Source organism: Acinetobacter marinus (assembly GCF_900096915.1).
GTDB lineage: Bacteria > Pseudomonadota > Gammaproteobacteria > Pseudomonadales > Moraxellaceae > Acinetobacter > Acinetobacter marinus.
Genome location: NZ_FMYK01000001.1, coordinates 1 through 24,364, shown reverse-complemented (window position 1 = coordinate 24,364; position 24,364 = coordinate 1). Strand labels below are relative to the sequence as shown.

The window sequence follows — 24,364 nt, the reverse complement described above, 5'->3', positions numbered from 1 at the left end:
TAACGAGATTATTCCTTTAAGTATAAAGCATTCAATGCCGATGTAAACGCAGATTTAGCGATTGTGCTGATCGTATTCGGCACTTAGACAACGTTCTGATTACACCTTATGCTACTGTACTGTAGTAGACAGTTGAATCTCGCCACTTGGTTGTTTTTGCATATCTAGGCTGACAATGGTGACGCCTTGCTGGGCAAGTTGCGTCAGGAAATTTGCAAGCACGGCATAGTTCTGATGTGACACGATCAGTTTCAATTGATTATTACTTTCTTGGCTTTGTACTCTTAAACCCAGTTGTTGCGATACACGTTGTACTTTGTCACGTGCAGTCGTCATTTCAGCCGATTGATTCGACATTTTCACTGCATTGCTTTGCATCCAGTGAATGGTTTCTTTCATTTCCACAAGGCGTTGTTGCTGTTTTTCTGCCGAACTATGGCTAAACCACAGCATGAGCCCGATCGCCGTCACAGTTAAAAAAATCGTCAAAATAATAATGGCAAAACGATCACGAGGTGGAAGTTGATCAAGTTTCGCTTGAATCGTTTCTGTGATTTGATCAAAGCGATTACTGAGTGCATTGAGGTTCATTTTCATCATTCTTTTCCCTTTTTATTGCACTTTGACCATGCCAATCACTTGGCTACCTTGATTACGAATCGCACCTAGCTCCACAGCAAAACCTTGTTGCTTAAATTGATCCGTGAGTCGAGTCAACGCATCACTATTTTGTGCAAGCAGATTCATCGTCAAACCATTATTACGATATTGCACTTGTTCTGCACGAATATTGGATTGTTGCAAAATCGGTCCGACTCGACTGATGAGTTGCAATGCTTGCGTGTCCGCATTGGCGTTCAATTTCATTTTTGCAGAGAACTGTGAGCGCAGATTCTTTTCATTGACTCGGGTTTCATTGGGAAACCACTGTTTATATTGTTCCACAGCGAGTTGTGCTGTTTGATTGGCGAGTTGCTTATATTTCCACCAACGCAAGGTATCATAGGTGATTTGCGTAACGATACAGATGGCAAGTAATGCAGCACAGGCTTTCCAATAATTAAATCCTGTTTTGGCTTTTTTAGTTTTACTCAGTGCATTAAATGGATGTTGACGGAATTTGCCTAGATCAATTGCAGGTAATTCTGCTTGGATAAATTCCACGTCTTGCCCAACAAACATGGTACTCATCGCTTGATCCATTTCATTATTGTCTGCACTATTGACCGCACTTCCTGCAGGATAATAATGATTAATTTTTGCTACATTGTCCGCAGGCAATAAACTCAGCACATTCAAATCATGTTCATGCCAACCACGCAATCTCGCCCAGCGAAAAATGCGATGTTGAAACACATCAGCGATATTCACTTGGTCGATTTCAGGCTCAGGCGCAATCAAAAAATCTGGTAATAAGGATTGAAATTGCCACGGCATCAGCGCCAAACTTTGCTGATAAGTTTCACGAGTGAGCCGTGAAATCGCCATGATATTCAGCTGATCTTTGTGAAATTCATGGAAAATATCGAGTTGATCGATCGGCTCAATACAATATTCTTCCATTAAATATTGCACGCCAGTAACACCAAGCTGTTTGTACTGCGCTTTGCTGATCGTTTGACTATAAAATTGCGCACTGTTACTTGGAAAAAAAACCACTGCCTCTTTGTGTTGATAGGTCAGCTGTACCGTTTGAATCAATTGTTCTAATGAGTCAGCCAATTGCCAACCTTGATCATCAACTTGCCACAACCATTTGCCTTGACCCTCAGGCATCCACAAATACAGCATATGCTTTCCTAATGCGTTTTAATTTTCAGTTTTATTCCAAATGATTTAGCAAATCAACACATTATTCCACATGTGGTACAAACCGTGATTGCTCTTGCGACAATCCTATCATAATTGCAGGATGTTCATATACTCTTGCTTCCGCTAAATCGAACGGTTCAGGGCTGTCTTCAGTGAGTAAAGCCGCAATATAGGCAATAATATTCATATGACAGACTACGACCACCGTTTCTTCAGTGAGCTTTGCAAGCCACTGTACCGCTGGCGCTGCTGGATCATCAGGAGTAATGTCTTGATAAACTTGCGTCGGCACATCATCAAACTTGGCTTGAAGATAAGATAAAGTCTGCTGTGCTCGAATATACGGACTGACTACAAATAAATCGGGCTTAAACTGTTCCGCAATATACTGTGCCGTCAACTCTGCTTGTCTGTGCCCTCGCTCAGTCAGTTGGCGTGCTGAGTCAAGACCCAAGCGATTCGGATCAGCTTCGCCATGACGCACTAAAATCAATCTCATCATTTTTCCTTATTTATTGTTGAAAAGTAATTACAACCATCTACATTTCAAATGTTAAACCATCGTTGATAAACTTTAGTGACAGCAATATTTTGAATATTAGAAATGATTTATCACCCATGCACATTTAAATCTCAAAATTTGAATCTCAAAACTTTAATTCATGATTCAGATTGATGCGGTAAGACAAATTCCACATCACTACGATGTCCATTTTCCATCAATGACAATGCCACACTTAACGGTGGCGCATGATTAAAAATCACCTCATACAACGCACAAGTGATTGGCATATAGACCTCAAGTTCTTCTGAACGCGCTTTGACTTGCTCAATGGTATTGATCCCTTCTGCGGTTTGTCCAAGCTCTGCAACCGCCTGATCCAAAGACTTGCCTTGTCCAAGCGCAAAACCAACTTGATAGTTACGACTGAGTGGACTATTACAGGTCGCAAATAGATCACCTACACCTGATAAACCGAGGAAAGTCAGCGGATTCGCACCCAACCGTACGGCAAAACGGCTCATCTCTGCCAAAGCTCGTGTGATGAGCATACTTTTGGTATTTTCACCGACATTGTAGGCAGCACCCATACCCATCGCCACAGCATAGATATTTTTCAAGGCACCACCAAGCTCGACACCATGTACATCATCACTAGCAAAGACACGGAACAATGCACTATGTAGCGCACCTTGCACCGCATTGCGGAGTTGCTCTGAATGGCTTGCGATCACAGTCCCCGCAGGCATGCCTTGCACAATTTCTTTGGCAAGGTTTGGACCTGACAATACACCATAAGGCACTTCTGGAAGCTCCTGGCGGATAATGTCGCTCATAAAGCAAAAGCTATCTTTTTCAATGCCTTTGGTTAGCGATACAACAGCTTGTGCTGTGATGAGTGGTGCAATTTGTTTGAGCACTTTACGGAAAGAATGGCTTGGAATCGCCACCAAAATCAAATCACGATCTTTCACCGAAGCTTCTAGGTCTGAGCTGACTTTAAGCTTTTCTTCGAGTTTAAAATCAGGCAAATAACGCTTATTAATTTTTGTTTCTTGAATTTCTTTTGCGGCATCTTGGTCACGAATCCACATGATGGTGTCACAGCCGTTACGTGTGGCAAGATTTGCCATCGCTGTGCCAAAGCTCCCACCGCCAAGTACCGTGATGCGTAGATTGCTATTATCCTTACGTTCAGATTTCGCTTGATTACGCTGTTGCTGATATTGGGCTAATACATCGTTAAAATTGGCTTGGCTCACACGCTGTCCTTATTCATCTCAATCGTGCTGAAATTTCAGCAGTAAAACGCTTTAAGCAAACTATAAAAATCTTTTGCCTGAAAAGCCAATCGATAATGTAAGAAATTGCTCAAATTTTATATATTTAGTCAACACTCAACATTCAATCATGATTCACTTTGCCAATCACTGAGAAAATCCGCCACATTTAATGGCGTTCGTGGCGCAATCTCTTTGCTCGCTGTACCGATATACACCAAACCAGCGATTTCATCACTGCCAGCACAGCCGAGTGCACGTTTTAAGTGTGCTGACTCCGCTGCCGCCCCACTACGCCACATGCTTGAAAAGCCTTGCGACTGCAATACCAACAACAGATTTTGAATCGCCGCACCACAACTCAACACTTGCTCATAATGTGGTACTTTGAGATGTGGATGATCTTGCATAATGCAGACCAAAATCATTGGCGCTCGCATTGGATGTTGTTTCACCCGATCCAATTGCACAGGATCAATTTCCCCACCTTCTGCCAAACTGTTTGCTAACAATTCACCAAAGGCAATTCGCTGCTCGCCTTGAATGGTGATAAAACGCCACGGATGCAAGCGATGATGATCAGGCGCAGTGAGTGCCGCTGCGATCGCCAGTTCTAGCTGTGCTGTGTTCGGTGCAGGCTCTACCAACAAACCAATCGACTGACGGCGATTGATAAAGTCATAGAGTTGATCTGGGGAGAACTGAGTTGCTGAAGATGACGTTGAAAAATCAGAGGACATAAATAAGATCTTTGTTGTTGTGTAGCGATCACACGAATGTAGCATAGATTGGAATTCTTGACTATTTCGCAATGAGTATGATACATACCATAAACTCTAAAACTTTGAATATAATCAACGAAAAAAACGGCTAAGCATTTTACTTAACCGTTTTTTATTTCAACATTTTAGAATCAGCATGTGAGCATCAATGTACTCACATGAGCATGCTGAATTTAGTTTGCATACACTGGGAATTTTGCACAAACCGCTGCAACTTTGCCACGTACTTCTGCAATCACTGCTTCGTCACCTTTGCTATCAATCACATCAGCAATCCAACCCGCCAAGTCACGCACTTCTTGCTCACCGAAACCACGCGTCGTCACAGCAGGTGTACCGATACGAATGCCCGAAGTCACAAATGGAGAACGTGGATCGTTTGGTACAGCATTTTTATTGACTGTAATATGCGCATCACCAAGCCAAGCATCGACTTCTTTACCAGTAACGTCTTGCTTGATCAAAGACAATAGGAACAAGTGATTGTCTGTACCACCAGAAACAATATCAAAACCACGTGAAATCAATACCTCAGCCATTGCTTGGGCATTTTTCACCACTTGTTGCTGATAGGTTTTAAACTCATCTGACATCGCTTCTTTGAAACAAATCGCTTTGGCAGCAATCGCATGCATCAACGGACCACCTTGATTACCTGGGAATACCGCCGATTGTAATTTTTTCTCGATTTCTTCATTGGCTTTAGCCAAGATCAAACCTGAACGTGGACCACGAAGTGTTTTGTGTGTCGTCGTTGTAGTCACGTCAGCGATTTGCACTGGGTTTGGATAGACACCCGCAGCAACCAAGCCCGCAACGTGCGCCATATCAACAAATAAATATGCGCCGACTTTATCAGCGATTTCACGGAAACGATTCCAGTCCATGATACGGCTATACGCAGAGAAACCTGCAACGATCATTTTTGGCTTATGCTCAAGTGCCAAACGCTCAACTTCGTCATAATCCACTTCGCCAGTTTCAGGGTTTAAGCCATACTGAACGGCATTATACGTTTTACCTGAGAAACTGACTTTTGCACCGTGCGTCAAGTGACCACCATGCGCCAAGCTCATACCCAAAACGGTATCGCCTGCATTAAGCAAAGCCAAGTAAACCGCTGAGTTTGCTTGCGAACCTGCATGTGGTTGCACGTTGGCATAGTCTGCGCCAAACAATGCTTTCGCACGGTCAATCGCCAACTGTTCGATCACATCGACATTTTCACAACCACCGTAGTAACGCTTGCCTGGATAGCCTTCTGCGTATTTGTTGGTGAGCTTAGTGCCTTGCGCTTCCATCACGGCTGGAGAAGTATAGTTTTCAGATGCGATCAATTCGATATGCGCTTCTTGACGTTGGTCTTCAGCGGTAATCGCTTTCGCTAATTCTGGATCAAATTCAGCAATCGAGATATTGGCAAACATGGGCAAGTTTCCTATGTGGTCGAAAAATGTTTCGGCTTCGAGTCAATTACCACAGTCAAAATTAATCATAATCAAAAGCAATCAAGAACAATTAAAATCAACTACAGTAAAAATATAAAAATTTGGCGCACATTGTAGCATGAAGTGCGCCATGAAATAGACTGATATTGATTAAAATCACGTTGAATTTTATTCAATGGAGTCTGTAGAAAACTTCAGCTAATTTTATAGTAATGCTCTAACAACAATTACCAAGCCAAACACGATAAAGAGCATCGCAGCAAAGCGTTGAATCCATAACATCGGCAAATGATCAGCCAGCTTTTGACCAATAAAAATCATCGGAATATTGGCGATCAACATACCGAGTGTCGTTCCCAATGTGACCAACAAAACACTTTGAAATTGTGCAGCTAATGCGACAGTGGCGATTTGAGTTTTATCACCAATTTCCGCCAAGAAAAATAAAATAAATGTGGCAAGAAACACGCCGTATTTTTGCCAGCGTTCGAGATAGTTTGCACCTTGATCAAGTTTATCTGGGATCAATACCCAAATCCCCATCGCAATAAATGTGCCTGCTAAAATCCATTGCAACACATCAGCCGAGAACCATTGCATTAACCAATTGCCGATCAGCGCAGCCAGACCATGATTTAAAATCGTGGCAAATAAGATCGCAAAGGCAATCGGAACAGGCTTTCGAAAACGAACCGCAAGCAGCAAGGTGAGTAATTGTGTTTTGTCACCCATTTCAGCGAGGGTAACAAGAGAGGTAGAAACAAGAAAGGCTTCCATAACATACACTTCAGGTCGGCGAAGACGGCATTAGACAACTATTTTTTGCCGACCAACTGGCTAGTCTGAAGGCACTTGCCCACAAACATCGCTTGCAAAAATAGTGTCAATGGTCTTGCCAGTCTTAACCTCCGCCACATTGCGTGTGCATGGTCAAGATATAAACGCCATGTGAACCACAATCAAAACCATTTTAAAAAATACAGCATATAAATAGTTTGAAATCACAAGTATGTTGACGCTTACCACAAAGAAAATCGTTGAACAATTCGCTTTGCGAGGCTACTCCCCAAAGGAAATCCTAGTGTAACAGGATCACTCGATACTGTCGATTGAAAAATCAGATCGTCTTTTGGCGATATATTTTTCTGAATTTTCATGTTCAGTCGGCTCTATTGCATTATCGAGCTACATCATCGATTCGATCGGAAGCCACGAAATGATTTTCACCAGACCACGTTGAAATGCTGTGGTTTGCGGTTCTTGATGATGAGTTTTTGACTGTCCATTTTCAAAGCGCTCCAGCCAAATTAACTGCCCTTGATTATCTAACTGCACTTGATAAGCAATATAAGGCAAATATTGCTCAAGCTGTGTTTCAATGGCATTTGCCAGACTCGGCGATCGTATCACCAAACCCACTTCGGTATTCAGATTCATCGAACGTGGATCACAGTTAAAGGAGCCAATAAATACCTGATCATCACTTAAGAAAAATTTGGCATGCAAACTAGAACGATCTCGACTTTTTGCAGGCAATACATTGCCTGTTAAGACTTCGTACCACGACTTCTCCTTGCGATGAATATAGGGTTTGAACTCATATAACTTCACGCCACTTTCGACCAAGTCACGACGATACTTCTGATAAAAGGCATGCACCATGGCTACATCATTGGCGACCAAACTATTGGTTAAAATCGTACTTTTCACCCCTGCTATGCTCTGCGCGGTCAGATTTGCCGTACCTGCTTTTTGTGGCACGAAATAGGCTGAAACTATTGAAATCCGTTGCGCTGGTGTGGCGATCAAATGCGAGATTTGATTGGCAATCAAGTCATCGTCTTTGCCATTTCCCTTGGTTTTGCTCGGATTATCCCCGACAAAATGTGCCTCAGTCCATTCATATTGTCGACCTTGACCATACTCCCGAATCATTTCTTCGACTTTCTGTAACCGTGCACTTGAACGCTGCTCGCTCAGAAATTCTTGATAATGTTTGCGCTGCGTTTCTAGTGCATGATCAGCAGGTTTTTCAATCATCTGCGTTACAGGATAGCTCAGCTCATCCGTCCAAAAGTTTGCAAATACTTGGCTGGCTTGCGCAACGGCAGTCCCCACAAACATCACATCCATATCGGAAAATTGAAAATCCTGACTCGCTTCAAAATATTCATTACTGACATTACGCCCACCCGTCAGTGCCACAAAACCATCGGCAATGAGTAGTTTATTGTGCATTCTTCGGTTGATTTGCTTCGCACGTAGCAAATAATCCGCCACACGAAAATACCGATATTTATACGGGTTATACAGTTTGATTTGAAAGTTCGGATGTTGTGACAGTGCAATCAACGTTTGATCCAGATCGGTGCCATTTTGATCATCAATAATCAGTCGCACCTGTACCCCACGTTCAGCAGCGTTGAGTAATTCTGCGAGCAAAATATGCCCAATTTCATCATCCGCCCAAATATAATACTGCACATCAATTTGATATTTTGCATGACGAATCATATGGATACGTGAGGCAAGGCTCAAAAAGGAATTATCTAAGGCATAATATCCCGTGAGCCCCTGCGCCACATTATTTTGATAGTTATCTGCATCGAGCCAGACATTATAGTTTTGTAGCACCTCAGCGGTACTTTGCTTAGAAAGTGACAGTTTTGGACGTGATTCCTCACTGGAGAGCGCTTGATTCTTCGGCAATTGACAAGCAGTCAGACAAATACAACTCAAAAACATCATCCAGAGCAACCGTAGATGATGCGTTAAAGAAAAAACCTGCGCCTGTCCTTGCATGATGCTGTGCCATTTAATCAACTGTTCAGAATTAGCCTAGCATTTTTTCGATGATCTGTTCAGTTTTAACAATGTGTTCAGTGCTTACCAGCGGAATTTATTCCAATTTTCAGGATTCGCCCAAAACTTCGAATTAAACCAATCGGGAACATGTTTGTAGGTGAGAATATTAAACTGCCAAATCTGTACTGGACTATCCTCTGGGACGATTTCCAGCAGTTGATTAAAACCGAGTGAACGCAATTGTTTAGTCCGCGCTAATGGAGCGAAAATAATAATTTTTTTGGCGAATAAATCACGCATGCGCACTACGGCATTGTTGATCGTGGTGTCGGTGATTTCTAAGCTCTCCAAAGCGCTTTCTACAGTCTGCTGTTTAATCAAATTGACAATGGCTAAATCATAGCGTTGATCAAACGGCAGACTTGCCACCGCATTTAAGCTACAATATTGCCACTGTCCGCCCCAGTTTGACTGTGGTTGGATGTCGATCGCAATCGCTTGATCAATTTGTTTTTCTTCTGCCAAAAGCTGAAGCAATAAGGCAATAATATCTTGATCTGGCATAAAAAATCCTTCAATGTCGAGCACAGCAATGGAATATCAAGGCATTTGCCATAAAATGCAGGCACGTATCAATCCTGCATCAAACGCCACCCTTCCTAGCCATGTCGAGTATAAGTTTGTTTTGGATCAATTCAATACCGATTTGATGCAATGTCTTGGAGAAAAGCTCCAACTCGAATGGACTGGTCGAATTTTCTGCGTTTCTTGTGGCAATGCCACACCAAAGTCCTATTCGCAAGGTCACTGTTTCAAATGCTTTAAAACCAAGGCCGAATGTGACATGTGCATCTTGAAACCTGAAACATGTCATTACCATCTGGGTACTTGCCGTGAAGAAAGTTTTGCTCAGCAAGTGTGCTTTCAGCCACATATCGTGTATTTGGCAAATTCCAGCGCATTAAAAGTTGGCATTACTCGTCAAGTGAATATGCCGACACGTTGGCTCGACCAAGGTGCAACACAGGCTTTACCGATTCTACGTGTTGGCTCTCGCCGTCTGTCTGGTCAGGTGGAGATTCTTTTTGCTGAAATGATCGCCGATAAAACCAACTGGCGTGCCTTACTCAAAGGTGAAGCTGATCCTGTGGATTTGGTCGAGGAAAAAGAGCAAATTCTTGATCAATTCCATATGGAACTGGCGAATCTGAGCAATGAATATAGCGAAGAAGAATTGGTGTTTTTAGATGATCAAGCACTGGAGTTTCAATATCCTGTACAGCAATATCCGCAGAAAATCACCAGTCACAATCTGGATAAAACCCCAGTTATCGAAGGGAAACTTCAAGGCATTAAAGGACAATATCTGCTGATGGATACTGGCGTGATCAATATTCGTAAATATACAGGTTATGAGATTATTTTAAGGATGTAATTTTCAATAAAGGCTTTACAAACAAAGCCTTTATTTATTTAATTTTAATGACATTAGATCTTTTGCTTCAACAACAAGGATTTGGGCGTTACCTTGATCATTTGTTATTTCATAAAAAGCGTAATCTCTATTCATATATAAAAATTTAGCAGAGTTACCATATTTTTTACTAAACACCTCAATATTGCTAAAATTATCTAAGTGATTTATGTAATTATTCCAAGATACAATCTCACGCATTAATAAAATAACAAAGATAATTGCAAAAAATGTTAATAAAACCTCAAATTTTGCTTTAAAACTATTCGAGATATTACCCAAACTTACCCCAATACAATTAAACAATATTATAACATTATGTATCATAATATTAAAAGAAAACAATAAAAACAATATAATCACATAAGTAAATATTTTATCCTCAGCAAAAGAAATATTTTTTGGATAGAAAAAATATTTACCCACAAACAATAAGGAAATAAATATCAATGAACCAATTATATACATTAAAGATGTTTTCAAAGTATTTCTAAAAACCTGATCAATTTTGCCATTTCTCTTATTAAAATAACCATTTATGTAGAATTTAAATATAAAGAAAATTAGTAATGAAACGCATAAAGAGACTAATATCATCAACCCATCAGGTACAACTTGTGAAATTGAAAAAAATCTAATGTATGGCAATCCTATAATAGTAAGAATATTTAATACTTGATATATCCCCCCAAGAATCGTGGGAATAAGTATGATTAGACTTAAATTTTCTTTAATAAACAATAGATATTTTGACATTTTTAACCAGTATATGTAAGCACGCTTATCTTAACTAATTTCCATGAAATAAAATATAGATATGCACATTCAGAAAAGCCCTCAAACGAGGGCTTTGTCTTAAAATAACAGCTAAAAGAAGTTAACCTTCTTTACGACGCATATGCGGGAACAAGATCACATCACGGATACTTGGAGCATTGGCGAATAGCATCACCAAACGGTCAATCCCGATGCCTTCACCTGCGGTCGGTGGCAAACCGTATTCAAGTGCTTCGATAAAGTCTGCATCGTAATGCATCGCTTCATCATCACCTGCATCTTTCTCAACCACTTGTGCTTGGAAACGCTCTGCTTGGTCGATCGGGTCATTCAACTCCGAGAAACCATTGGCAAGCTCACGACCACCGATAAAGAATTCAAAACGATCAGTAATGTGTGGATTGTGATCATTACGACGTGCCAGCGGTGAGGTTTCCGCTGGATATTCCGTAATGAACGTTGGCTGACGAAGTTTGGTTTCTACGGTTTCTTCAAACACGATGGTTTGCAACTTGCCCAAGCCAAAGAACGGTTTGACTTGTTCTTTCAGCGTGTTTTTCACATAGTCCGCTAAGAATTCACGATCACCGACATTTTCAGCAGTAAATTCAGGATTATGTTCTAAGATCGCATCGAACATAGAGATTTTCTTAAATGGCCCTTTGAAGCTAAATACTTCTTCACCATACGGCACATCAGTCGAACCTAGAATATCGATTGCCAATTTCTCCAGCATATTCTCAGTCAATTCCATCAAATCCTTATAATCTGCATAGGCTTGATAGAACTCGATCATAGTAAATTCTGGATTGTGACGGGTCGATACACCTTCGTTACGGAAGTTACGATTGATCTCAAACACACGCTCAAAACCACCAACCACAAGACGCTTCAAATACAGCTCAGGCGCAATACGCAAGAATAATGGCATATCCAATGCATTATGATGTGTTTCAAACGGTTTCGCCGCCGCACCACCGGGGATGACGTGCATCATTGGTGTTTCGACTTCCATGTAGCGCTGTGCTGTCAAAAATTGACGGATACCTGCAACGACTTGTGCACGAATTTCAAAAGTTTTACGTGTTTCTTCATTGACGATCAGGTCAAGATAACGCTTACGATATTTCGCTTCAGTATCCGATAAGCCGTGGAATTTATCAGGCAATGGGCGCAATGATTTGGTCAGTAACTCAAACTGTTCGATATGCACATACAAATCGCCCTTGCCCGAACGACCGATATAGCCAGACACTGCAATAATGTCGCCCAAGTCCAAGCCTTTGATGGTTGCCAGTGTATCTTCATCAAGCTCTTTACGTGCAACATAAAGCTGAATGCGCCCTGTCATGTCCTGAATGACGATGAACGAGCCACGATTAAGCATGACACGCCCTGCGACTTTGACATAGACATGCTCTGCCGCTTCGATTTGTTCTTTGGTTTGCTCGAGGAACTGCGCTTGCAAATCGCCTGCATAGTGCTCACGTTTAAAACTGTTCGGATACGGGCTGAGATTAGACTGTTCCGCTTTTTCCTGAATTTGTTTTAATTTGGCATGACGCTGTGCGATTAAATCGTTTTCAGAAATTTGTGGTTCGGAAGTCGATTGAGCGTTATTTTGCGTCATCTTTGCCTCGATATCTAAGAGAATGAATAATTTGAAAGTGCGCTATTCTAGCAGAAAAGCATCGGATTTCGCACTTTTGCACGGCGATACAATTTAAAAAATTTGCAAATTGCATCCAATCCAGCCATGTGTTATCAATAAATTAGATAAAATTTAAAATGTAAGGAAATAATGATGAGCTACCAACATATTCTTGTCCCTGTGGATGATTCACCGATTTCTTATGCTGCCATCGATCATGCTTTAGAGCTGGCAAAATTATGCCAAGCCGAAGTAACTATCCTCAGTGTGGTGGCAGTCGACCCCTATGTTGGCGTGGATTTTTATAAAGTTGCACCATCGATTACCGAACATTTCATGGAAGCTGAAGCTAATGCCAAAGCACAGTTGCATGATATTACCATGAGTTTTGATCGTGAGAACATCGAAGTCAATTCCAAGATTTTCCATGGCAATCCTGCAGAAGGCATTATTCATGTGGCAGACGAAGTGGGTGCGGATTTGATTATCATGGGTTCACATGGTCGTACTGGGGTAAAAAAACTGGTCTTGGGTAGTGTGGCGCAGTCGGTGCTCTCTCAGTCGCCGATTCCTGTGATGGTGATTAAACATCAGTCGAGCTAAACGTTATTGTTTGAAATTTTTTCAATGAAGCGATGATTAAATCAGGACAATATCCAATCATGAATAGATCAACATGACCAAAGTAACGATTCAAACGAGTTGTGCCAATTCGCCCAAGCGAGAATTTCTAAAAGACTTTAATGTGGCGTTTGGCACGGGCGACACAGCATTTATTATTGCCAATGTCACTGATGACATTCATTGGCAGATTTTGGGTGACAAAATCATTGATGGCATTGAAGATTTTCAAAAAAATATTCAAGACATGACATCCACCACAAAAGTCACTGAAATCACGATTGATCAAGTCATTTCACATGGCAAAGAAGGTGCGGTGAACGGCTTAATCACTTTGCAAAATGGCGAGCAATATGCCTTTGCAGACTTTTATCTTTTTAAAAATACCAAATCGACATTGATACAATCGATCACGTCTTATGTGATTCAAGTAAAATAACGTAAACTCGCAATTGCGTCGATAATGGTTTAAAGCGCTTTAATGTGTTGCTAACAGATCCACTTGCTCAACTTGCACATCAGCAAGATTTTGACCATGATGCAATAGTTGCTCAAAATAATCTGCCACCACTTGCGCTTGCTCGGCAGTCGATTCGACTTTGTACATGGCTTGACGAAAGGCATTACTCTCTCGCAAGCCTTTGCTGTACCACGCAATATGTTTGCGCGCGATGCGACAGCCTGAGTATTCCCCATAAAATTGATAGAGCTCTGACAAATGCCCTAATAGCACGTCTCGGATTTCGGTAATTTCTGGGGCTTGTAAATGCGTTCCTGTCTGCAAAAAGTGTTGAATCTCTCGAAATATCCACGGACGACCTTGCGCCGCTCGACCAATCATGATCGCATTAGCACCTGTATAGTCCAGCACATATTTGGCTTTTTCAGGGCTGTCGATGTCGCCATTGGCGATCACAGGAATATTGATCGATTGTTTGACCGCTTTGATCAATTCATAACGAGCGGTATTCAGATACATATCTTCACGAGTACGACCGTGTAAAGCTAGTGCTGCAATGCCCGCCTGCTCTGCATATTTGGCAACTTTTAAGATATTTTCTTCGCCATTTTTAAAACCAAGTCGAGTCTTTAAGGTCACAGGCACATCAACCGCTTCAACCACGGCATTTAAGATTCGCTGTACCAATTCTTCATCTTGCAGTAGTGCTGAGCCAGCGAGTTTGTTGCAGACTTTTTTGGCAGGACAGCCCATATTAATATCAACGATTTGCGCACCATTAGCGACTTGATAACGTGCAGCTTCCGCCAGTTGTTCAGGGTCTGAACCTGCGATTTGTGCAGAGATTGGGGCAAGTTCACCGTCAAAGTTAGCACGATACAGACTCTTTTTTGACATACGCAGGGTCTTATCCGCAGTCATCATTTCACTGACCGCATGCCCTGCACCAAAGTGCTTGCACAGCGTGCGAAATGGACGATCTGTGACACCCGCCATCGGTGCCACGATCAGAGCATTGTCAAGTTGATAAGAACCAATACGCATAAGTAATGCAAACTCGCCAAATAATTCATCAAAAAGGAATCCGCTTAAAATGCACAGCCAGCCTCTCGGCAAATACAGCGCAGTTTTAATGCGATTTCACTGGGCGCATAGTATACTGCATCATCGAATTTATTCTATAATTCCTTTTTCGTCCTTCCTTTCTTTTCAGTTCGTCTGCTGGAATCATCGCTATCCTATGCCACATTTGTATTTTTCTAAAAAAGTCATGTCGACTTTTCAACGTAGTGCATTGACTATTGCAAGCTGTTTGCTTTTGACGGCCTGTGATGGCAACTGGTTTCAACAAGATCATGAGCCGCAACTCGATGCCGAGCAGATCAACACACTGATTCCAAATCGTGTCAAAGAAAGCCAAAGCTGGGCAGATGATATTTTTGCGATTAGCCAAGAGCTGGGCATCGAACGTGATAAAGAAAATGTCTGCACCATGATTGCGGTGATTGATCAAGAGTCGAACTTTATTGCCGATCCAAAAGTACCAGGACTCGGTGCCAAAGCGGTGAAAGAAATCAACGCTCGCCTTGAGGACAAACTCGGCAAAACCATGGCAACATATTTTGAAAATATGCTGAAAACCCAGCCTACGCCAGAAGACAACTACTTGATGCGCCTTGAAAAAGTGCATACCGAACGTGAACTTGATCAGCTCTATCGTGAAATGTTTGATTACTTTGCCAAGCATTATCATGTCGGTATGGTCGCAGGTGCGGCTAAGTTAGTCGGACAAGACATCGCTGAACATTTCAATCCGATTACTACGCTCGGTTCGATGCAAGTGCATATTCGCTATGCCAAAGCACATAAACGTAGTTTTATGTCGATCAATCAACTGCGGGATGACCTCTACACCCAGCAAGGCGGCTTGTACTACGGCATACACCGCTTGATGATGTACCCTGCGGAATATGAAAAGCCGTTGTATCGTTTTGCCGACTACAACTCTGGCATGTACTCTAGCCGTAATGCAGCTTTTCAAAAGATGCTGAATCGTTTGACCGATGCCAAGCTCGATTTGGATGGTGATCTATTACTTTATAACAAAGACAATGATATTCGCCTGCAAAAAAGTAGCAGTGAAAAAGCCTTAATCGAATATTTCTCCACCAATCCAACCGCTCCATCGCCACGACAGATTCGCAGTGATTTGAAGTTGGAAAAATCCATCGACTTTGAACAAACCGACACCTATCAACTGATCAAAGCAAAATTTGAAGAAAAAACAGGTGAAAAAGCACCGTATGCCATCATGCCCAAAGTGGTGATTTCTGGACCAAAACTGAGCCGAGATTATAATACCAATTGGTTTGCCGAACGTGTCAATGGGCGTTATCAGAGCTGTATGTCCAAAGCGAAACGCATTAAACTGGACGAATAATTCATATTTTTTGAGCAAAAGCTGATGAAAAAACTCGTGGTCTTTTCAGGTGCAGGCATGAGCGCCGAAAGTGGGATTAACACCTTTCGGGACAGTGATGGACTCTGGGAAAATTATCGCATCGAAGATGTCGCAACGCCTGAGGCTTGGGCAAAAAATCCAAAATTGGTTCAGCAGTTTTATAATCAACGGCGTAAACAAATCATCGAAGCCGAGCCTAATCCTGCGCATTTAGCCATTGCTCAGTTTGAAGCGCATTTTAACGTCCATGTCATCACCCAAAATATTGACGATCTACATGAGCGAGCTGGCAGTGCCAATGTGTTGCATCTGCATGGCAATATTCGACTTGCTAAATCATCTAAATTGTCCTTAGATGCTGAAGAAACCTACTATCCCATCGAGGGTTGGGCGCTCGATGTCGAGTCTGATCTTTGCCCAAATGGCTATCCGCTACGTCCACACGTGGTGTGGTTTGGTGAGGCAGTGCCTGCCTATGAACAGGCAATTCATATCGCACGTGATGCGGATATTTTTATTGTGATCGGTACCAGCCTTGCCGTGTATCCTGTGGCAGCCTTAGTTCATGAAATTCCAGCACACTGTCAAGCATTTTACATTGATCCGAAAGCGGATCAATCCAGCATCCCTGCGCAATATCAACGACTCAATATGAATGCCAGTGATGGCATGGCGTATTTACAATCACATCTTGAGCGCACTTAAACACTCATAGGTTACGATTCAGTTATCTAGACCCTATTTTTTAATAATTTCATGCGTCGCCACAACGTGGTTCGACTAATGCCTAATCTTTGCGCCGCCAAATCTAGATCACCATCGACTTCCTCTAGCATCTGCTGGATGAGAGCTAACTCTTGTGTCGTTTTGAGGGTTTTAAGTGGCGTGGAATGCTCTATAGGCTGATCATGCGCCTCTATGAATAATTCAGGCAGTTGTTGCTGTAAAAAATCAGATTGCAACCACTGTTGATCGAGTTGTAATAGCACGTGTATCCGTTCGATCATATTTTCTAACTCACGAATATTAACTGGCCAACGATATTTAAGCAGTGCTTGTTGTAGTTGCTTGGGAAGATCGTCCAGCGTGCGTTGAAAGCGCATTAAAAATAATGACGAAAGATAGAGAATATCATGCTGGCGTTGCCTTAAGGCAGGCACAAAGATGCGTAAAATATTCAGACGATAATATAGATCGGCTCGAAATTGCCCTTGCTTCACCAATGATTCGAGATCAGCATGGGTCGCAGCAATGACTCGAATATTGACCATGTGGCTCACCACCGAACCTAAGCGATGAATTTGGCGCTCCTGTAGTACCCGTAAAAAGCGAGTTTGCAAATGCAACGGCATATCGCCGATTTCATCCAAAAATAACGTGCCATTATGGGCAGTTTCGATCAATCCAATTCGTCCATTTTTCTTGGCGCCTGTGAATGCACCTTCAGCATAACCAAATAGCTCACTCTCCAACAAACTTTCAGGAAAAGATGCGCAATTGATCGCCACGAAAGGCGCTTTGCTACGTTGGCTGATCTGGTGAATACTTTGCGCCAAAACCTCTTTACCTGTACCACTTTCACCTGTGATTAATATGGTGCTATCCGTTTTGCCATAGGCTTTGGCTAAGGCAATGGTTTTCTGAAAATTTTCATCGTGACTCTGCAGCTGATCGAAGCGGTAACGGGTACTAAAATGCTGTGTTTTAACCTTTCGAAATTGACTACTTGAGTGCTCTAAGGCATTTAATTCTTGCACCCGCAAAATATAACCATTGAGATGATCATTTTTTAACTTGGAAATATATACAGCCAGTTTTTTTTGTTCAAATTGAATCAGTTGATGCGCATTGTCCTCATCAACTTCAAAATGAATGCCTTGAAAAAGCACTTGTGCTGACTGACCAATAATCTCAGCTAAATCTCGCTCCAACAGTTGACTCATGGCATGATTGATAAAAGATATTTTCTTTTGCTTCGTGATAAAACCAATGCCTTCGTGCAAATGATTATATATTTCAGTCAGTCGTAAGGTGGTGTTCTGCTCTCTTTTGAGTTTCTCAAGGGTACGCAATGCATTTTTGAGTAACAGCTTTAAAGATGGCACACTCATTGCCAAGTAGCCGACCATGCCTTCATTGATGGCAAGCTCGACCACAACAGGTGAGCCAATAATGGCATCAAAGCCAAGATTTTTGATGCGTTGTACCGTCTGCTTAGCAGACAAGTAGGAATCATAATGAAAGTGCTGAATATCTAATGCAAAAATGTCCGTGAAATCTGCCAGATTCACAGTAGAGGCATTTCCCATTAATGCGATACGCTGATATTGCTTTAAATTGGAAATCGCTTGAATCACATCAAAAGCGCCAGCACCAAGGGTTTGCACATCGATATTTATTTTGTTTTGTAGATAGCTTGCGGTTGCTCCTGTGCACAATAATATTTGACATCCCTGCGCAACGAGATCTTTGGCAACAGATTCTACATCGGCGATATGGCATTCCACCACATCGATTTGATCGGTTTCAACTGCGGCAATCGCTTGCCAAAGTAACGAACGAAACCCATTGATATTCGGCTGTTTGAGGTAGGTCACCAAAATATTAATCGGCTTTCGTTCAAGCATCACATCACTCCATGCAGGTTAGACATTCATATACCATATCAGATCGGTGCACAGCTATGCCCCCCATCGACCTTAATTTCAACACCAGTCATTCCTTGACCTGCTGCTGATGCCAGCAATAATAAAGGACCATTTAAGTCGGAAAATTCAACAAACTTGCGCAGGGGAATTCGTTTCAGGAGCTGCTGACCTGCGTCACTATTTAAATAATCGGTATTAATTTCAGTCACCATATAGCCTGGTGCAATTGCATTGACTCGGATTGCATAGCGTGCCAATTCTACCGCCATGACTTGAGTCAAATGCTTTAACCCCGCCTTAGATGCGCAATATGGACTGACGCCTAAATTGACCGATTCAGACAACACAGAAGTGATATTAATAATCGCCCCTGCATTGTTACACCGAATCATATGCTGAACCACTTCCTGTGTACACTGCCAAGGCGCTTTTAAGTTGGTATTTACAATCTTGTCCCAGTCTGCATCGTTGTAGTCTAAAAAGCGCTTGCTATCACTGACCCCTGCATTGTTAATCAACACATCAATATGCACCCCTTCGCTTTCCAAATGTGAAATCATCGCTTGCACTGCAGCACGATCATTGACATCCAAGACAAAATAACGAATATCCACCTGAAATTGGGCTTGTAACTGAGTTTGCAGTGCTTGCAATCGATCTTCACGTCGAGCGCATATCACCAGATTGGCACCTTCTTGGACAAATAACTGTGCAATATGATGCCCCAATCCACTGGATGCACCTGTAATTAATACTGTTTTTTGACTGACATCAAATTGATTCATTGTCATATCCTCCATCATGTAAACTGTGCTTGATTTATCGGTCTGTGCTTGCGATGTACGTGCTTAATGCCTGTACTTTATGCCTGTGTTTGATCTAATAATTTGCGCGCAATGCTCATTCGATGCACTTCATTGGCGCCATCGTAGATACGAAAACCTCGAGCATCTTTAAAAATTTTATTGACAATAGATTCATCCGTCATCGCTTGTCCGCCGAGGATTTGTACACTCCGATCGATGATGCGCCAAATGCCTTCAGCACTGATCACTTTCGTCAAGCTCGACTCATAATTTCCCCGTTGACCGAGATCTAAGACTTGAGCGCAATAATGGGTGGAAAGCCGAACACTCAGCAGATCCATTTCATTGTCTGCAAGCATGAAACCGACGCCTTGATGATCGCCTAAACGCTGACCAAAAGAATGACGCTGCTGCGCATATTGTGTTGCCATATCATGCGCTCGGCGTGCCTGACCTAACCAACGCATACAGTGCGTTAACCTCGCTGGAGCAAGACGAATCTGTGCATATTTAAAACCTTTGCCAATTTCACCCAAGACATTGTCTTTCGGCACTCTCAAATTCTCAAAGAGCAGTACACCATGCCCACCAGCAAAACAAGAATCCATCGCATTCATATTGCGCTCGAGGATAAAGCCCTCCACATTGGTGTCAGTTAAAAACATCGATGCGCTACCATCCTCCATCTTTGCCATGATAATGGCGACACTTGCGCCATCAGCACCCGTGATCAACCATTTACGTCCATTAATCAAATAATCATCACCGTCTGACACTGCGGTGGTTTGCAACATTGACGGATCCGATCCTGCACCAGGCGCAGGTTCAGTCATGGCAAAACAAGAGCGAATCTCGCCTGCAACCATCGGCTGCAACCACCGTGCTCGCTGAGCGTCACTGGCAACTGCTTCCATCAAATGGATATTCCCCTCATCTGGCGCATGAATATTCATCGCAATTGCACCGAGTGTAGAATAGCCCGCCTCCTCAAAAGCCACTGCTTTTTGCAAATGTGACCAACCTTGCCCACCGAGTTCAGGACTGGCATGTGGGGTAAGCAGTTGCCAATCACGTGCTCGAGCGATTAACTCCTGACGTAAAGCATCACTTGGACCATGGCTATCCTGTCTGGGATCTTGTTCAAATGGGATGATCTCTTGTGCGATGAATGCTTTGACTTTCGCCTGTAGTTCCAACAACTCTGTAGATAATGTAATCATGATCTAACTCCTTTTATCTCAACGTTTACTTCAAATGTTTACTTCAATTTTTTACGTCAAGCATTTGCACATAAGATTGATAAACATCATCCATAGCACTCTGCGACAAGTTCAATTTCACTGGGTTGTACGCCGTATAATTTTGTAGTTTTATTCGTTTATGCCGAATACGCCCTTGATAGATTTCAACATCGATAATGTTTAAACACGCATAGTCTTGCTCTTGCCCATACACGTCACGCCCCAACTGATCATAAACCCAATGAATCAAAACACGATTCACCACATCATGTGAGGAAATGAGAAAGGTGCGTTGCCGATCGGTACTTAACAATAACCGTTCAAACCATGTGACCACCCGTGACATAAAGTCATCCCAGCGCTCGCCATGTAAAAAATCTTGCATGCCTTGTGACTCAAAGCAGTAGCCATATTTGATCAACTGTAGCGCATGTTGCGGACTAATTTCACGCAATCGACCCGCACGAATCTCTCGAATCTCATCATATGACTGGATTGTTTGCGCATGCCTGTTCAAAATCTCTGCCGTCTGAATAGATCGGGGCATAGTCGATGAAAAAATCCCATCAAACTGAATATCTTGGATCAACTCGGCTAAAGTCGTGACTTGTTCAACACCCGTATCAGATAAGCTCGCAAATTTAGGATTAATCGGACGATGTGCCTGATCAAAATAATTGACATGACCATGGCGAACCAAAAACACGCGAACCCAGTAACTATCCATGTGATGCTCGCTTTGATTCGGTGATGTTCAGTTCATTTTCATTCAGCGATTTGAGTAAAACATGAATATTTTCAATCGGCGAGCCCTCCCGAATATCCATACACAACTGCGCTCGGGCATCATCTATATTGTCAATCGGAAATTGGAAGTAACGCTCAAGTGCTTTTTTTTCACTCATCGCCAAAGTGCTGCCATGCGTAATATACTGTTTTAAAATTTCAAAACTTTTGATCAACATCTGAAGTTGATATTGATGTGTGGATGTATTCGGTAATAATTCAGATTTTATGCTGGCTTGTGAGGCATTGATCAGCTCAATAATTTTTTCTGCGTGCATGATTACTCTCCTAAAAGATCTAAAATATGCTTTTCCAAACGTGGCACCATAAACTCCGTTAAAGCCAGCTCTAAGGATGGCAATTGCATCTCGTTATTACGATTTGACTGTTGCATCGCAATAATTGCCCAGCGCACATGCGCCAAAACATGCCAAAATTTCAGCTCAAATTCGGGAATATAGACGCTAGACGCTTCGGCATAGGACTGCATAAAATCCTTATAGCTGCCGATGCCACCAGCGATATTGTGATCCTGTCCAAAGCGCCAACATTTGGCAGTAAACCAGCCAATATCCTCTCGACGATCACCCCATTGCGCAAACTCCCAATCCAGAATCCCCGTCAACACATCACCATCCACCATCAAATTTCCAGTACGAAAATCACCATGTATCAACACCAAATCATCGACTTTAGGTTGATTTTGTTGCAACCAGCGGATCGCATACTCAAGCACGGGACGACTGCGTTGTAATATATCTAGCTGTGCTCTAAAGGTCGCAATTTTGCAATCAAGATAGTCTGCACTCGTCGGCTGACCGAATAATTGTTGCAACTGCTCATCGGGCTGCACGGCATGAATACGAGCCAATTGCGAGCCAATGGTGGTGACCAGTGTTTGAGATTGTTGATGATCTAATTGTTTGACGAGCTTATGCCCTTCTGCACTGCCAGTGATTTTCTTCATCATAAAAAAATCACTATTGAGCAGGTTCGGTGCTTTCTCAAAATAAAGTGGTTCAGGTACCAAAATACCTGCCTGATATAATCGAACTAATAACAAAAATTCTTGTTCACGGCTTGAGCTCACATCCATACTGGATTCAGCATTTTTTCGTAGTACCAGCGCAAGATCAGCGTTTTCCAACAACCAATTTTCTTGAATTGCACCGCCGCTCATTTTTTTTATATATAAATCATCTGCTCGAGCTAATCCCAGTTCGTTGCATAAACGTGTTTGTACATAATCTACTTGATCCGTATTCATCACTTACTCCCTTTGGTTTATCGGTTAGAGCAAGTTCAGTGCCAATTATTTTATATATAAATATCAATACTTTATAGAAATACACTAAATTTCAAATATGAAATCTAATTCAGTTTTGAAATGATTTTAGTCAGAAATGATACGTTAAATGATTAAAATATACTCTGCAAACATAACAATTAGTGATGAGTCATTTTCCTCAATTTATACAAATATATTCCTTATTATTATCTACTTTTTAGTAGCTAAGCTATCACGAGTAGGTTGCTTTGCTACTTTTGGTGGCGTAGCAGACCGTCAACCTGTTTGGCATGACACCGCACAGCGGTGTCACGAGGCAATTCTTATCTACGTTGTAGTGGCTAAGTTATCAAGAAGTAGGTTGTTTGGCTACTTTTGGTGGTGTAGCAGAGCATCAACCTGTTTGGCATGACACCGCACAGCGGTGGAACCAGACAAGCGCTGTTTCGGAACGATGGAACCAGACAAATGAGTTCTTTTTGATTTGCAGTGGCTTTGGAGACGGGGACTTAGAAATAAAAACCGCTTGGCAAGAGTTAGCTTAGCAAGCGGTTGGGTATTTTAAGATACCTGATTGTACGTCAGGCGGTAACCATATATCACGAGGCAAAAACTTTCAAAAAACATAACATTCTTTGCGCTTTTTATAGTCCACAAACTCCCAAGACAAAATCGTACCATCTGGAGCGACAAGTAAAGAATATTGACACCGATTCTGATATTTCCAATCAAAATAATAGCGTGTATTTGGTGGCTCTTGTGCTTCTTTGTAAAGTGCTCCACGTTTTTTAGCTTGTTCTAAATTGCCAGCAAACACCACATGTAGTTCAGGATCATTGATGTTTCTTCCAATATCTTGGTTAACATTAGATTTCCATTGCAGGTGATAACATCCTGAAGACATTAAAACTGACATCACAATAACAATGATTTTAAAATGATTTTTTATATTCATTTTCTCTTTACCTCACCGATTTGGTTGACTAAGTAATAATAGTCATTTGCTATGGTTATATAGTTACTCAGAGAATCTATTTTCATTTGATGTCACCTCGCTCCATCCTTTTCAGGGTTGGAATGCTAAACTATCGACGACATGATTTTCTCAAATCTCATTTGTACTTCATTTGAAAATTTAAGCAATAAAAAAAGCCTTTGTAAATCATATAAAGGCTTTTCAAAATTTGGCGGAAGCGGTGAGATTCGAACTCTCTAAATAACTTTTTAATAGATTCTATCTAGGTTTAATTCATTATTTATCAAATAATTAAATTCTAATAGAATCTTATAGATTTTATAATTTGTGCCAAATTTTGTGACAGAATTTTCCATGACATTACGAACTTGCCCCTTTAACTTAAAGGTAATGAGACCTTCACTTAGTAATTATTTTACTTAATCTTAATAGTCTCCAATAATGTAGACACTGAATAGCCACCGATTTTGTAGACACCTTTTAGTTAGATAAAATGGCTAATTAACGAGGTGCTTATGAGCAGTAAACGATATACTCCAGAATTTA

Annotated in this window: 24 protein-coding genes; 5 read left to right on the top strand and 19 right to left on the bottom strand. The window is 41.8% G+C overall.

The genetic code is table 11. The features are described from left to right. Positions 1 to 111: 111 nt before the first annotated feature. The 9 genes from gspM to BLQ60_RS00080 form a co-directional block, all read right to left on the bottom strand. Positions 112 to 600 carry a type II secretion system protein GspM gene (gene gspM / locus BLQ60_RS00120; RefSeq protein ID WP_244515913.1) on the bottom strand — a complete coding sequence of 163 codons (489 nt, stop codon included), beginning with the start codon at positions 598 to 600 and terminating at the stop codon, positions 112 to 114. A gap of 12 nt (positions 601 to 612) precedes the next feature. Further along, positions 613 to 1,791 (bottom strand): type II secretion system protein GspL, encoded by a 1,179-nt coding sequence (gspL, locus tag BLQ60_RS00115; RefSeq protein ID WP_092614273.1) that lies wholly within the window; start codon positions 1,789 to 1,791, stop codon positions 613 to 615. 61 nt (positions 1,792 to 1,852) lie between these two features. Further along, on the bottom strand, positions 1,853 to 2,311 hold the full coding sequence (gene sixA, locus BLQ60_RS00110; RefSeq protein WP_092614270.1) for a phosphohistidine phosphatase SixA: 459 nt from the start codon (positions 2,309 to 2,311) through the stop codon (positions 1,853 to 1,855). Between the two features lie 161 nt (positions 2,312 to 2,472). Continuing rightward, positions 2,473 to 3,576, bottom strand: a complete 1,104-nt coding sequence (locus BLQ60_RS00105; protein WP_092614267.1) for an NAD(P)H-dependent glycerol-3-phosphate dehydrogenase — start codon at positions 3,574 to 3,576, stop codon at positions 2,473 to 2,475. A gap of 146 nt (positions 3,577 to 3,722) precedes the next feature. Further along, a complete protein-coding gene (locus tag BLQ60_RS00100; RefSeq protein WP_092614264.1) occupies positions 3,723 to 4,334 on the bottom strand; it encodes a nitroreductase family protein in 612 nt (203 codons plus the stop codon). Between the two features lie 215 nt (positions 4,335 to 4,549). Next, positions 4,550 to 5,803 (bottom strand): serine hydroxymethyltransferase, encoded by a 1,254-nt coding sequence (gene glyA, locus BLQ60_RS00095; RefSeq protein ID WP_092614261.1) that lies wholly within the window; start codon positions 5,801 to 5,803, stop codon positions 4,550 to 4,552. Positions 5,804 to 6,028: 225 nt separating this feature from the next. Then, on the bottom strand, positions 6,029 to 6,601 hold the full coding sequence (locus BLQ60_RS00090) for a TMEM165/GDT1 family protein (RefSeq protein ID WP_092614258.1): 573 nt from the start codon (positions 6,599 to 6,601) through the stop codon (positions 6,029 to 6,031). Between the two features lie 408 nt (positions 6,602 to 7,009). Continuing rightward, complete coding sequence (locus BLQ60_RS00085; RefSeq protein ID WP_244515912.1) at positions 7,010 to 8,626, bottom strand: phospholipase D family protein; 1,617 nt, start codon at positions 8,624 to 8,626, stop codon at positions 7,010 to 7,012. An 84-nt stretch (positions 8,627 to 8,710) separates the two neighbouring features. After that, positions 8,711 to 9,193, bottom strand: a complete 483-nt coding sequence (locus BLQ60_RS00080; protein WP_092614256.1) for a DUF6231 family protein — start codon at positions 9,191 to 9,193, stop codon at positions 8,711 to 8,713. A gap of 28 nt (positions 9,194 to 9,221) precedes the next feature. Between BLQ60_RS00080 and BLQ60_RS00075 the strand changes: the two genes are divergently transcribed. Then, positions 9,222 to 10,064 (top strand): DUF2797 domain-containing protein, encoded by an 843-nt coding sequence (locus BLQ60_RS00075; RefSeq protein WP_092615890.1) that lies wholly within the window; start codon positions 9,222 to 9,224, stop codon positions 10,062 to 10,064. A 30-nt stretch (positions 10,065 to 10,094) separates the two neighbouring features. On the opposite strand, the gene BLQ60_RS00070 is transcribed toward BLQ60_RS00075, so the two are convergent. Further along, positions 10,095 to 10,859: a hypothetical protein gene (locus tag BLQ60_RS00070; RefSeq protein ID WP_092614253.1), complete on the bottom strand. Its 765-nt coding sequence runs from the start codon at positions 10,857 to 10,859 to the stop codon at positions 10,095 to 10,097. 121 nt (positions 10,860 to 10,980) lie between these two features. Next, positions 10,981 to 12,510, bottom strand: coding sequence for a lysine--tRNA ligase (lysS, locus tag BLQ60_RS00065; protein ID WP_092614250.1), 1,530 nt, complete (start codon positions 12,508 to 12,510; stop codon positions 10,981 to 10,983). A 174-nt stretch (positions 12,511 to 12,684) separates the two neighbouring features. Here lysS and BLQ60_RS00060 point away from each other — a divergent pair, with 174 nt between their 5' ends. Further along, positions 12,685 to 13,134 carry a universal stress protein gene (locus BLQ60_RS00060; protein ID WP_092614247.1) on the top strand — a complete coding sequence of 150 codons (450 nt, stop codon included), beginning with the start codon at positions 12,685 to 12,687 and terminating at the stop codon, positions 13,132 to 13,134. Between the two features lie 73 nt (positions 13,135 to 13,207). Further along, positions 13,208 to 13,591: a nuclear transport factor 2 family protein gene (locus tag BLQ60_RS00055; RefSeq protein ID WP_092614245.1), complete on the top strand. Its 384-nt coding sequence runs from the start codon at positions 13,208 to 13,210 to the stop codon at positions 13,589 to 13,591. A 39-nt stretch (positions 13,592 to 13,630) separates the two neighbouring features. On the opposite strand, the gene dusB is transcribed toward BLQ60_RS00055, so the two are convergent. Then, positions 13,631 to 14,656, bottom strand: a complete 1,026-nt coding sequence (gene dusB / locus BLQ60_RS00050; RefSeq protein ID WP_092614242.1) for a tRNA dihydrouridine synthase DusB — start codon at positions 14,654 to 14,656, stop codon at positions 13,631 to 13,633. A 196-nt stretch (positions 14,657 to 14,852) separates the two neighbouring features. Between dusB and BLQ60_RS00045 the strand changes: the two genes are divergently transcribed. Next, positions 14,853 to 16,052: a DUF1615 family protein gene (locus BLQ60_RS00045; RefSeq protein ID WP_213030450.1), complete on the top strand. Its 1,200-nt coding sequence runs from the start codon at positions 14,853 to 14,855 to the stop codon at positions 16,050 to 16,052. A 24-nt stretch (positions 16,053 to 16,076) separates the two neighbouring features. Then, positions 16,077 to 16,778 (top strand): SIR2 family NAD-dependent protein deacylase, encoded by a 702-nt coding sequence (locus tag BLQ60_RS00040; protein ID WP_092614240.1) that lies wholly within the window; start codon positions 16,077 to 16,079, stop codon positions 16,776 to 16,778. 26 nt (positions 16,779 to 16,804) lie between these two features. Here BLQ60_RS00040 and BLQ60_RS00035 read toward each other — a convergent pair whose 3' ends face one another. The 7 genes from BLQ60_RS00035 to BLQ60_RS00005 all read right to left on the bottom strand — a co-directional run bounded on the left by BLQ60_RS00035 (position 16,805) and on the right by BLQ60_RS00005 (position 23,797). Continuing rightward, positions 16,805 to 18,700: a sigma 54-interacting transcriptional regulator gene (locus tag BLQ60_RS00035; RefSeq protein ID WP_092614237.1), complete on the bottom strand. Its 1,896-nt coding sequence runs from the start codon at positions 18,698 to 18,700 to the stop codon at positions 16,805 to 16,807. Between the two features lie 38 nt (positions 18,701 to 18,738). After that, on the bottom strand, positions 18,739 to 19,506 hold the full coding sequence (locus BLQ60_RS00030; RefSeq protein ID WP_092614234.1) for an SDR family NAD(P)-dependent oxidoreductase: 768 nt from the start codon (positions 19,504 to 19,506) through the stop codon (positions 18,739 to 18,741). A 77-nt stretch (positions 19,507 to 19,583) separates the two neighbouring features. Then, positions 19,584 to 20,747, bottom strand: coding sequence for an acyl-CoA dehydrogenase family protein (locus BLQ60_RS00025; RefSeq protein WP_092614232.1), 1,164 nt, complete (start codon positions 20,745 to 20,747; stop codon positions 19,584 to 19,586). 43 nt (positions 20,748 to 20,790) lie between these two features. Beyond that, on the bottom strand, positions 20,791 to 21,495 hold the full coding sequence (locus tag BLQ60_RS00020; protein ID WP_092614229.1) for a histidine phosphatase family protein: 705 nt from the start codon (positions 21,493 to 21,495) through the stop codon (positions 20,791 to 20,793). Beyond that, positions 21,488 to 21,832 carry a hypothetical protein gene (locus BLQ60_RS00015; protein ID WP_092614226.1) on the bottom strand — a complete coding sequence of 115 codons (345 nt, stop codon included), beginning with the start codon at positions 21,830 to 21,832 and terminating at the stop codon, positions 21,488 to 21,490. Before BLQ60_RS00015 ends, BLQ60_RS00020 begins: the two co-directional genes overlap by 8 nt. A 2-nt stretch (positions 21,833 to 21,834) precedes the next feature. Further along, positions 21,835 to 22,821, bottom strand: coding sequence for a phosphotransferase family protein (locus BLQ60_RS00010; protein ID WP_244515911.1), 987 nt, complete (start codon positions 22,819 to 22,821; stop codon positions 21,835 to 21,837). 637 nt (positions 22,822 to 23,458) lie between these two features. Then, positions 23,459 to 23,797: a hypothetical protein gene (locus BLQ60_RS00005; protein WP_092614223.1), complete on the bottom strand. Its 339-nt coding sequence runs from the start codon at positions 23,795 to 23,797 to the stop codon at positions 23,459 to 23,461. Positions 23,798 to 24,364: the final 567 nt, after the last annotated feature.

Excerpts from the sequence above, each read along its gene's own strand:
- gspM (WP_244515913.1), bottom strand. The coding sequence starts at position 600 with ATGATGAAAATGAACCTCAATGCACTCAGTAATCGCTTTGATCAAATC.
- gspL (WP_092614273.1), bottom strand. The coding sequence starts at position 1,791 with ATGCTGTATTTGTGGATGCCTGAGGGTCAAGGCAAATGGTTGTGGCAA.
- sixA (WP_092614270.1), bottom strand. The coding sequence starts at position 2,311 with ATGAGATTGATTTTAGTGCGTCATGGCGAAGCTGATCCGAATCGCTTG.
- BLQ60_RS00100 (WP_092614264.1), bottom strand. The coding sequence starts at position 4,334 with ATGTCCTCTGATTTTTCAACGTCATCTTCAGCAACTCAGTTCTCCCCA.
- glyA (WP_092614261.1), bottom strand. The coding sequence starts at position 5,803 with ATGTTTGCCAATATCTCGATTGCTGAATTTGATCCAGAATTAGCGAAA.
- BLQ60_RS00090 (WP_092614258.1), bottom strand. The coding sequence starts at position 6,601 with ATGGAAGCCTTTCTTGTTTCTACCTCTCTTGTTACCCTCGCTGAAATG.
- BLQ60_RS00085 (WP_244515912.1), bottom strand. The coding sequence starts at position 8,626 with ATGCAAGGACAGGCGCAGGTTTTTTCTTTAACGCATCATCTACGGTTG.
- BLQ60_RS00080 (WP_092614256.1), bottom strand. The coding sequence starts at position 9,193 with ATGCCAGATCAAGATATTATTGCCTTATTGCTTCAGCTTTTGGCAGAA.
- BLQ60_RS00075 (WP_092615890.1), top strand. The coding sequence starts at position 9,222 with ATGGAATATCAAGGCATTTGCCATAAAATGCAGGCACGTATCAATCCT.
- BLQ60_RS00070 (WP_092614253.1), bottom strand. The coding sequence starts at position 10,859 with ATGTCAAAATATCTATTGTTTATTAAAGAAAATTTAAGTCTAATCATA.
- lysS (WP_092614250.1), bottom strand. The coding sequence starts at position 12,510 with ATGACGCAAAATAACGCTCAATCGACTTCCGAACCACAAATTTCTGAA.
- BLQ60_RS00060 (WP_092614247.1), top strand. The coding sequence starts at position 12,685 with ATGAGCTACCAACATATTCTTGTCCCTGTGGATGATTCACCGATTTCT.
- BLQ60_RS00055 (WP_092614245.1), top strand. The coding sequence starts at position 13,208 with ATGACCAAAGTAACGATTCAAACGAGTTGTGCCAATTCGCCCAAGCGA.
- dusB (WP_092614242.1), bottom strand. The coding sequence starts at position 14,656 with ATGCGTATTGGTTCTTATCAACTTGACAATGCTCTGATCGTGGCACCG.
- BLQ60_RS00045 (WP_213030450.1), top strand. The coding sequence starts at position 14,853 with ATGCCACATTTGTATTTTTCTAAAAAAGTCATGTCGACTTTTCAACGT.
- BLQ60_RS00040 (WP_092614240.1), top strand. The coding sequence starts at position 16,077 with ATGAAAAAACTCGTGGTCTTTTCAGGTGCAGGCATGAGCGCCGAAAGT.
- BLQ60_RS00035 (WP_092614237.1), bottom strand. The coding sequence starts at position 18,700 with ATGCTTGAACGAAAGCCGATTAATATTTTGGTGACCTACCTCAAACAG.
- BLQ60_RS00030 (WP_092614234.1), bottom strand. The coding sequence starts at position 19,506 with ATGAATCAATTTGATGTCAGTCAAAAAACAGTATTAATTACAGGTGCA.
- BLQ60_RS00025 (WP_092614232.1), bottom strand. The coding sequence starts at position 20,747 with ATGATTACATTATCTACAGAGTTGTTGGAACTACAGGCGAAAGTCAAA.
- BLQ60_RS00020 (WP_092614229.1), bottom strand. The coding sequence starts at position 21,495 with ATGGATAGTTACTGGGTTCGCGTGTTTTTGGTTCGCCATGGTCATGTC.
- BLQ60_RS00015 (WP_092614226.1), bottom strand. The coding sequence starts at position 21,832 with ATGCACGCAGAAAAAATTATTGAGCTGATCAATGCCTCACAAGCCAGC.
- BLQ60_RS00010 (WP_244515911.1), bottom strand. The coding sequence starts at position 22,821 with ATGAATACGGATCAAGTAGATTATGTACAAACACGTTTATGCAACGAA.
- BLQ60_RS00005 (WP_092614223.1), bottom strand. The coding sequence starts at position 23,797 with ATGAATATAAAAAATCATTTTAAAATCATTGTTATTGTGATGTCAGTT.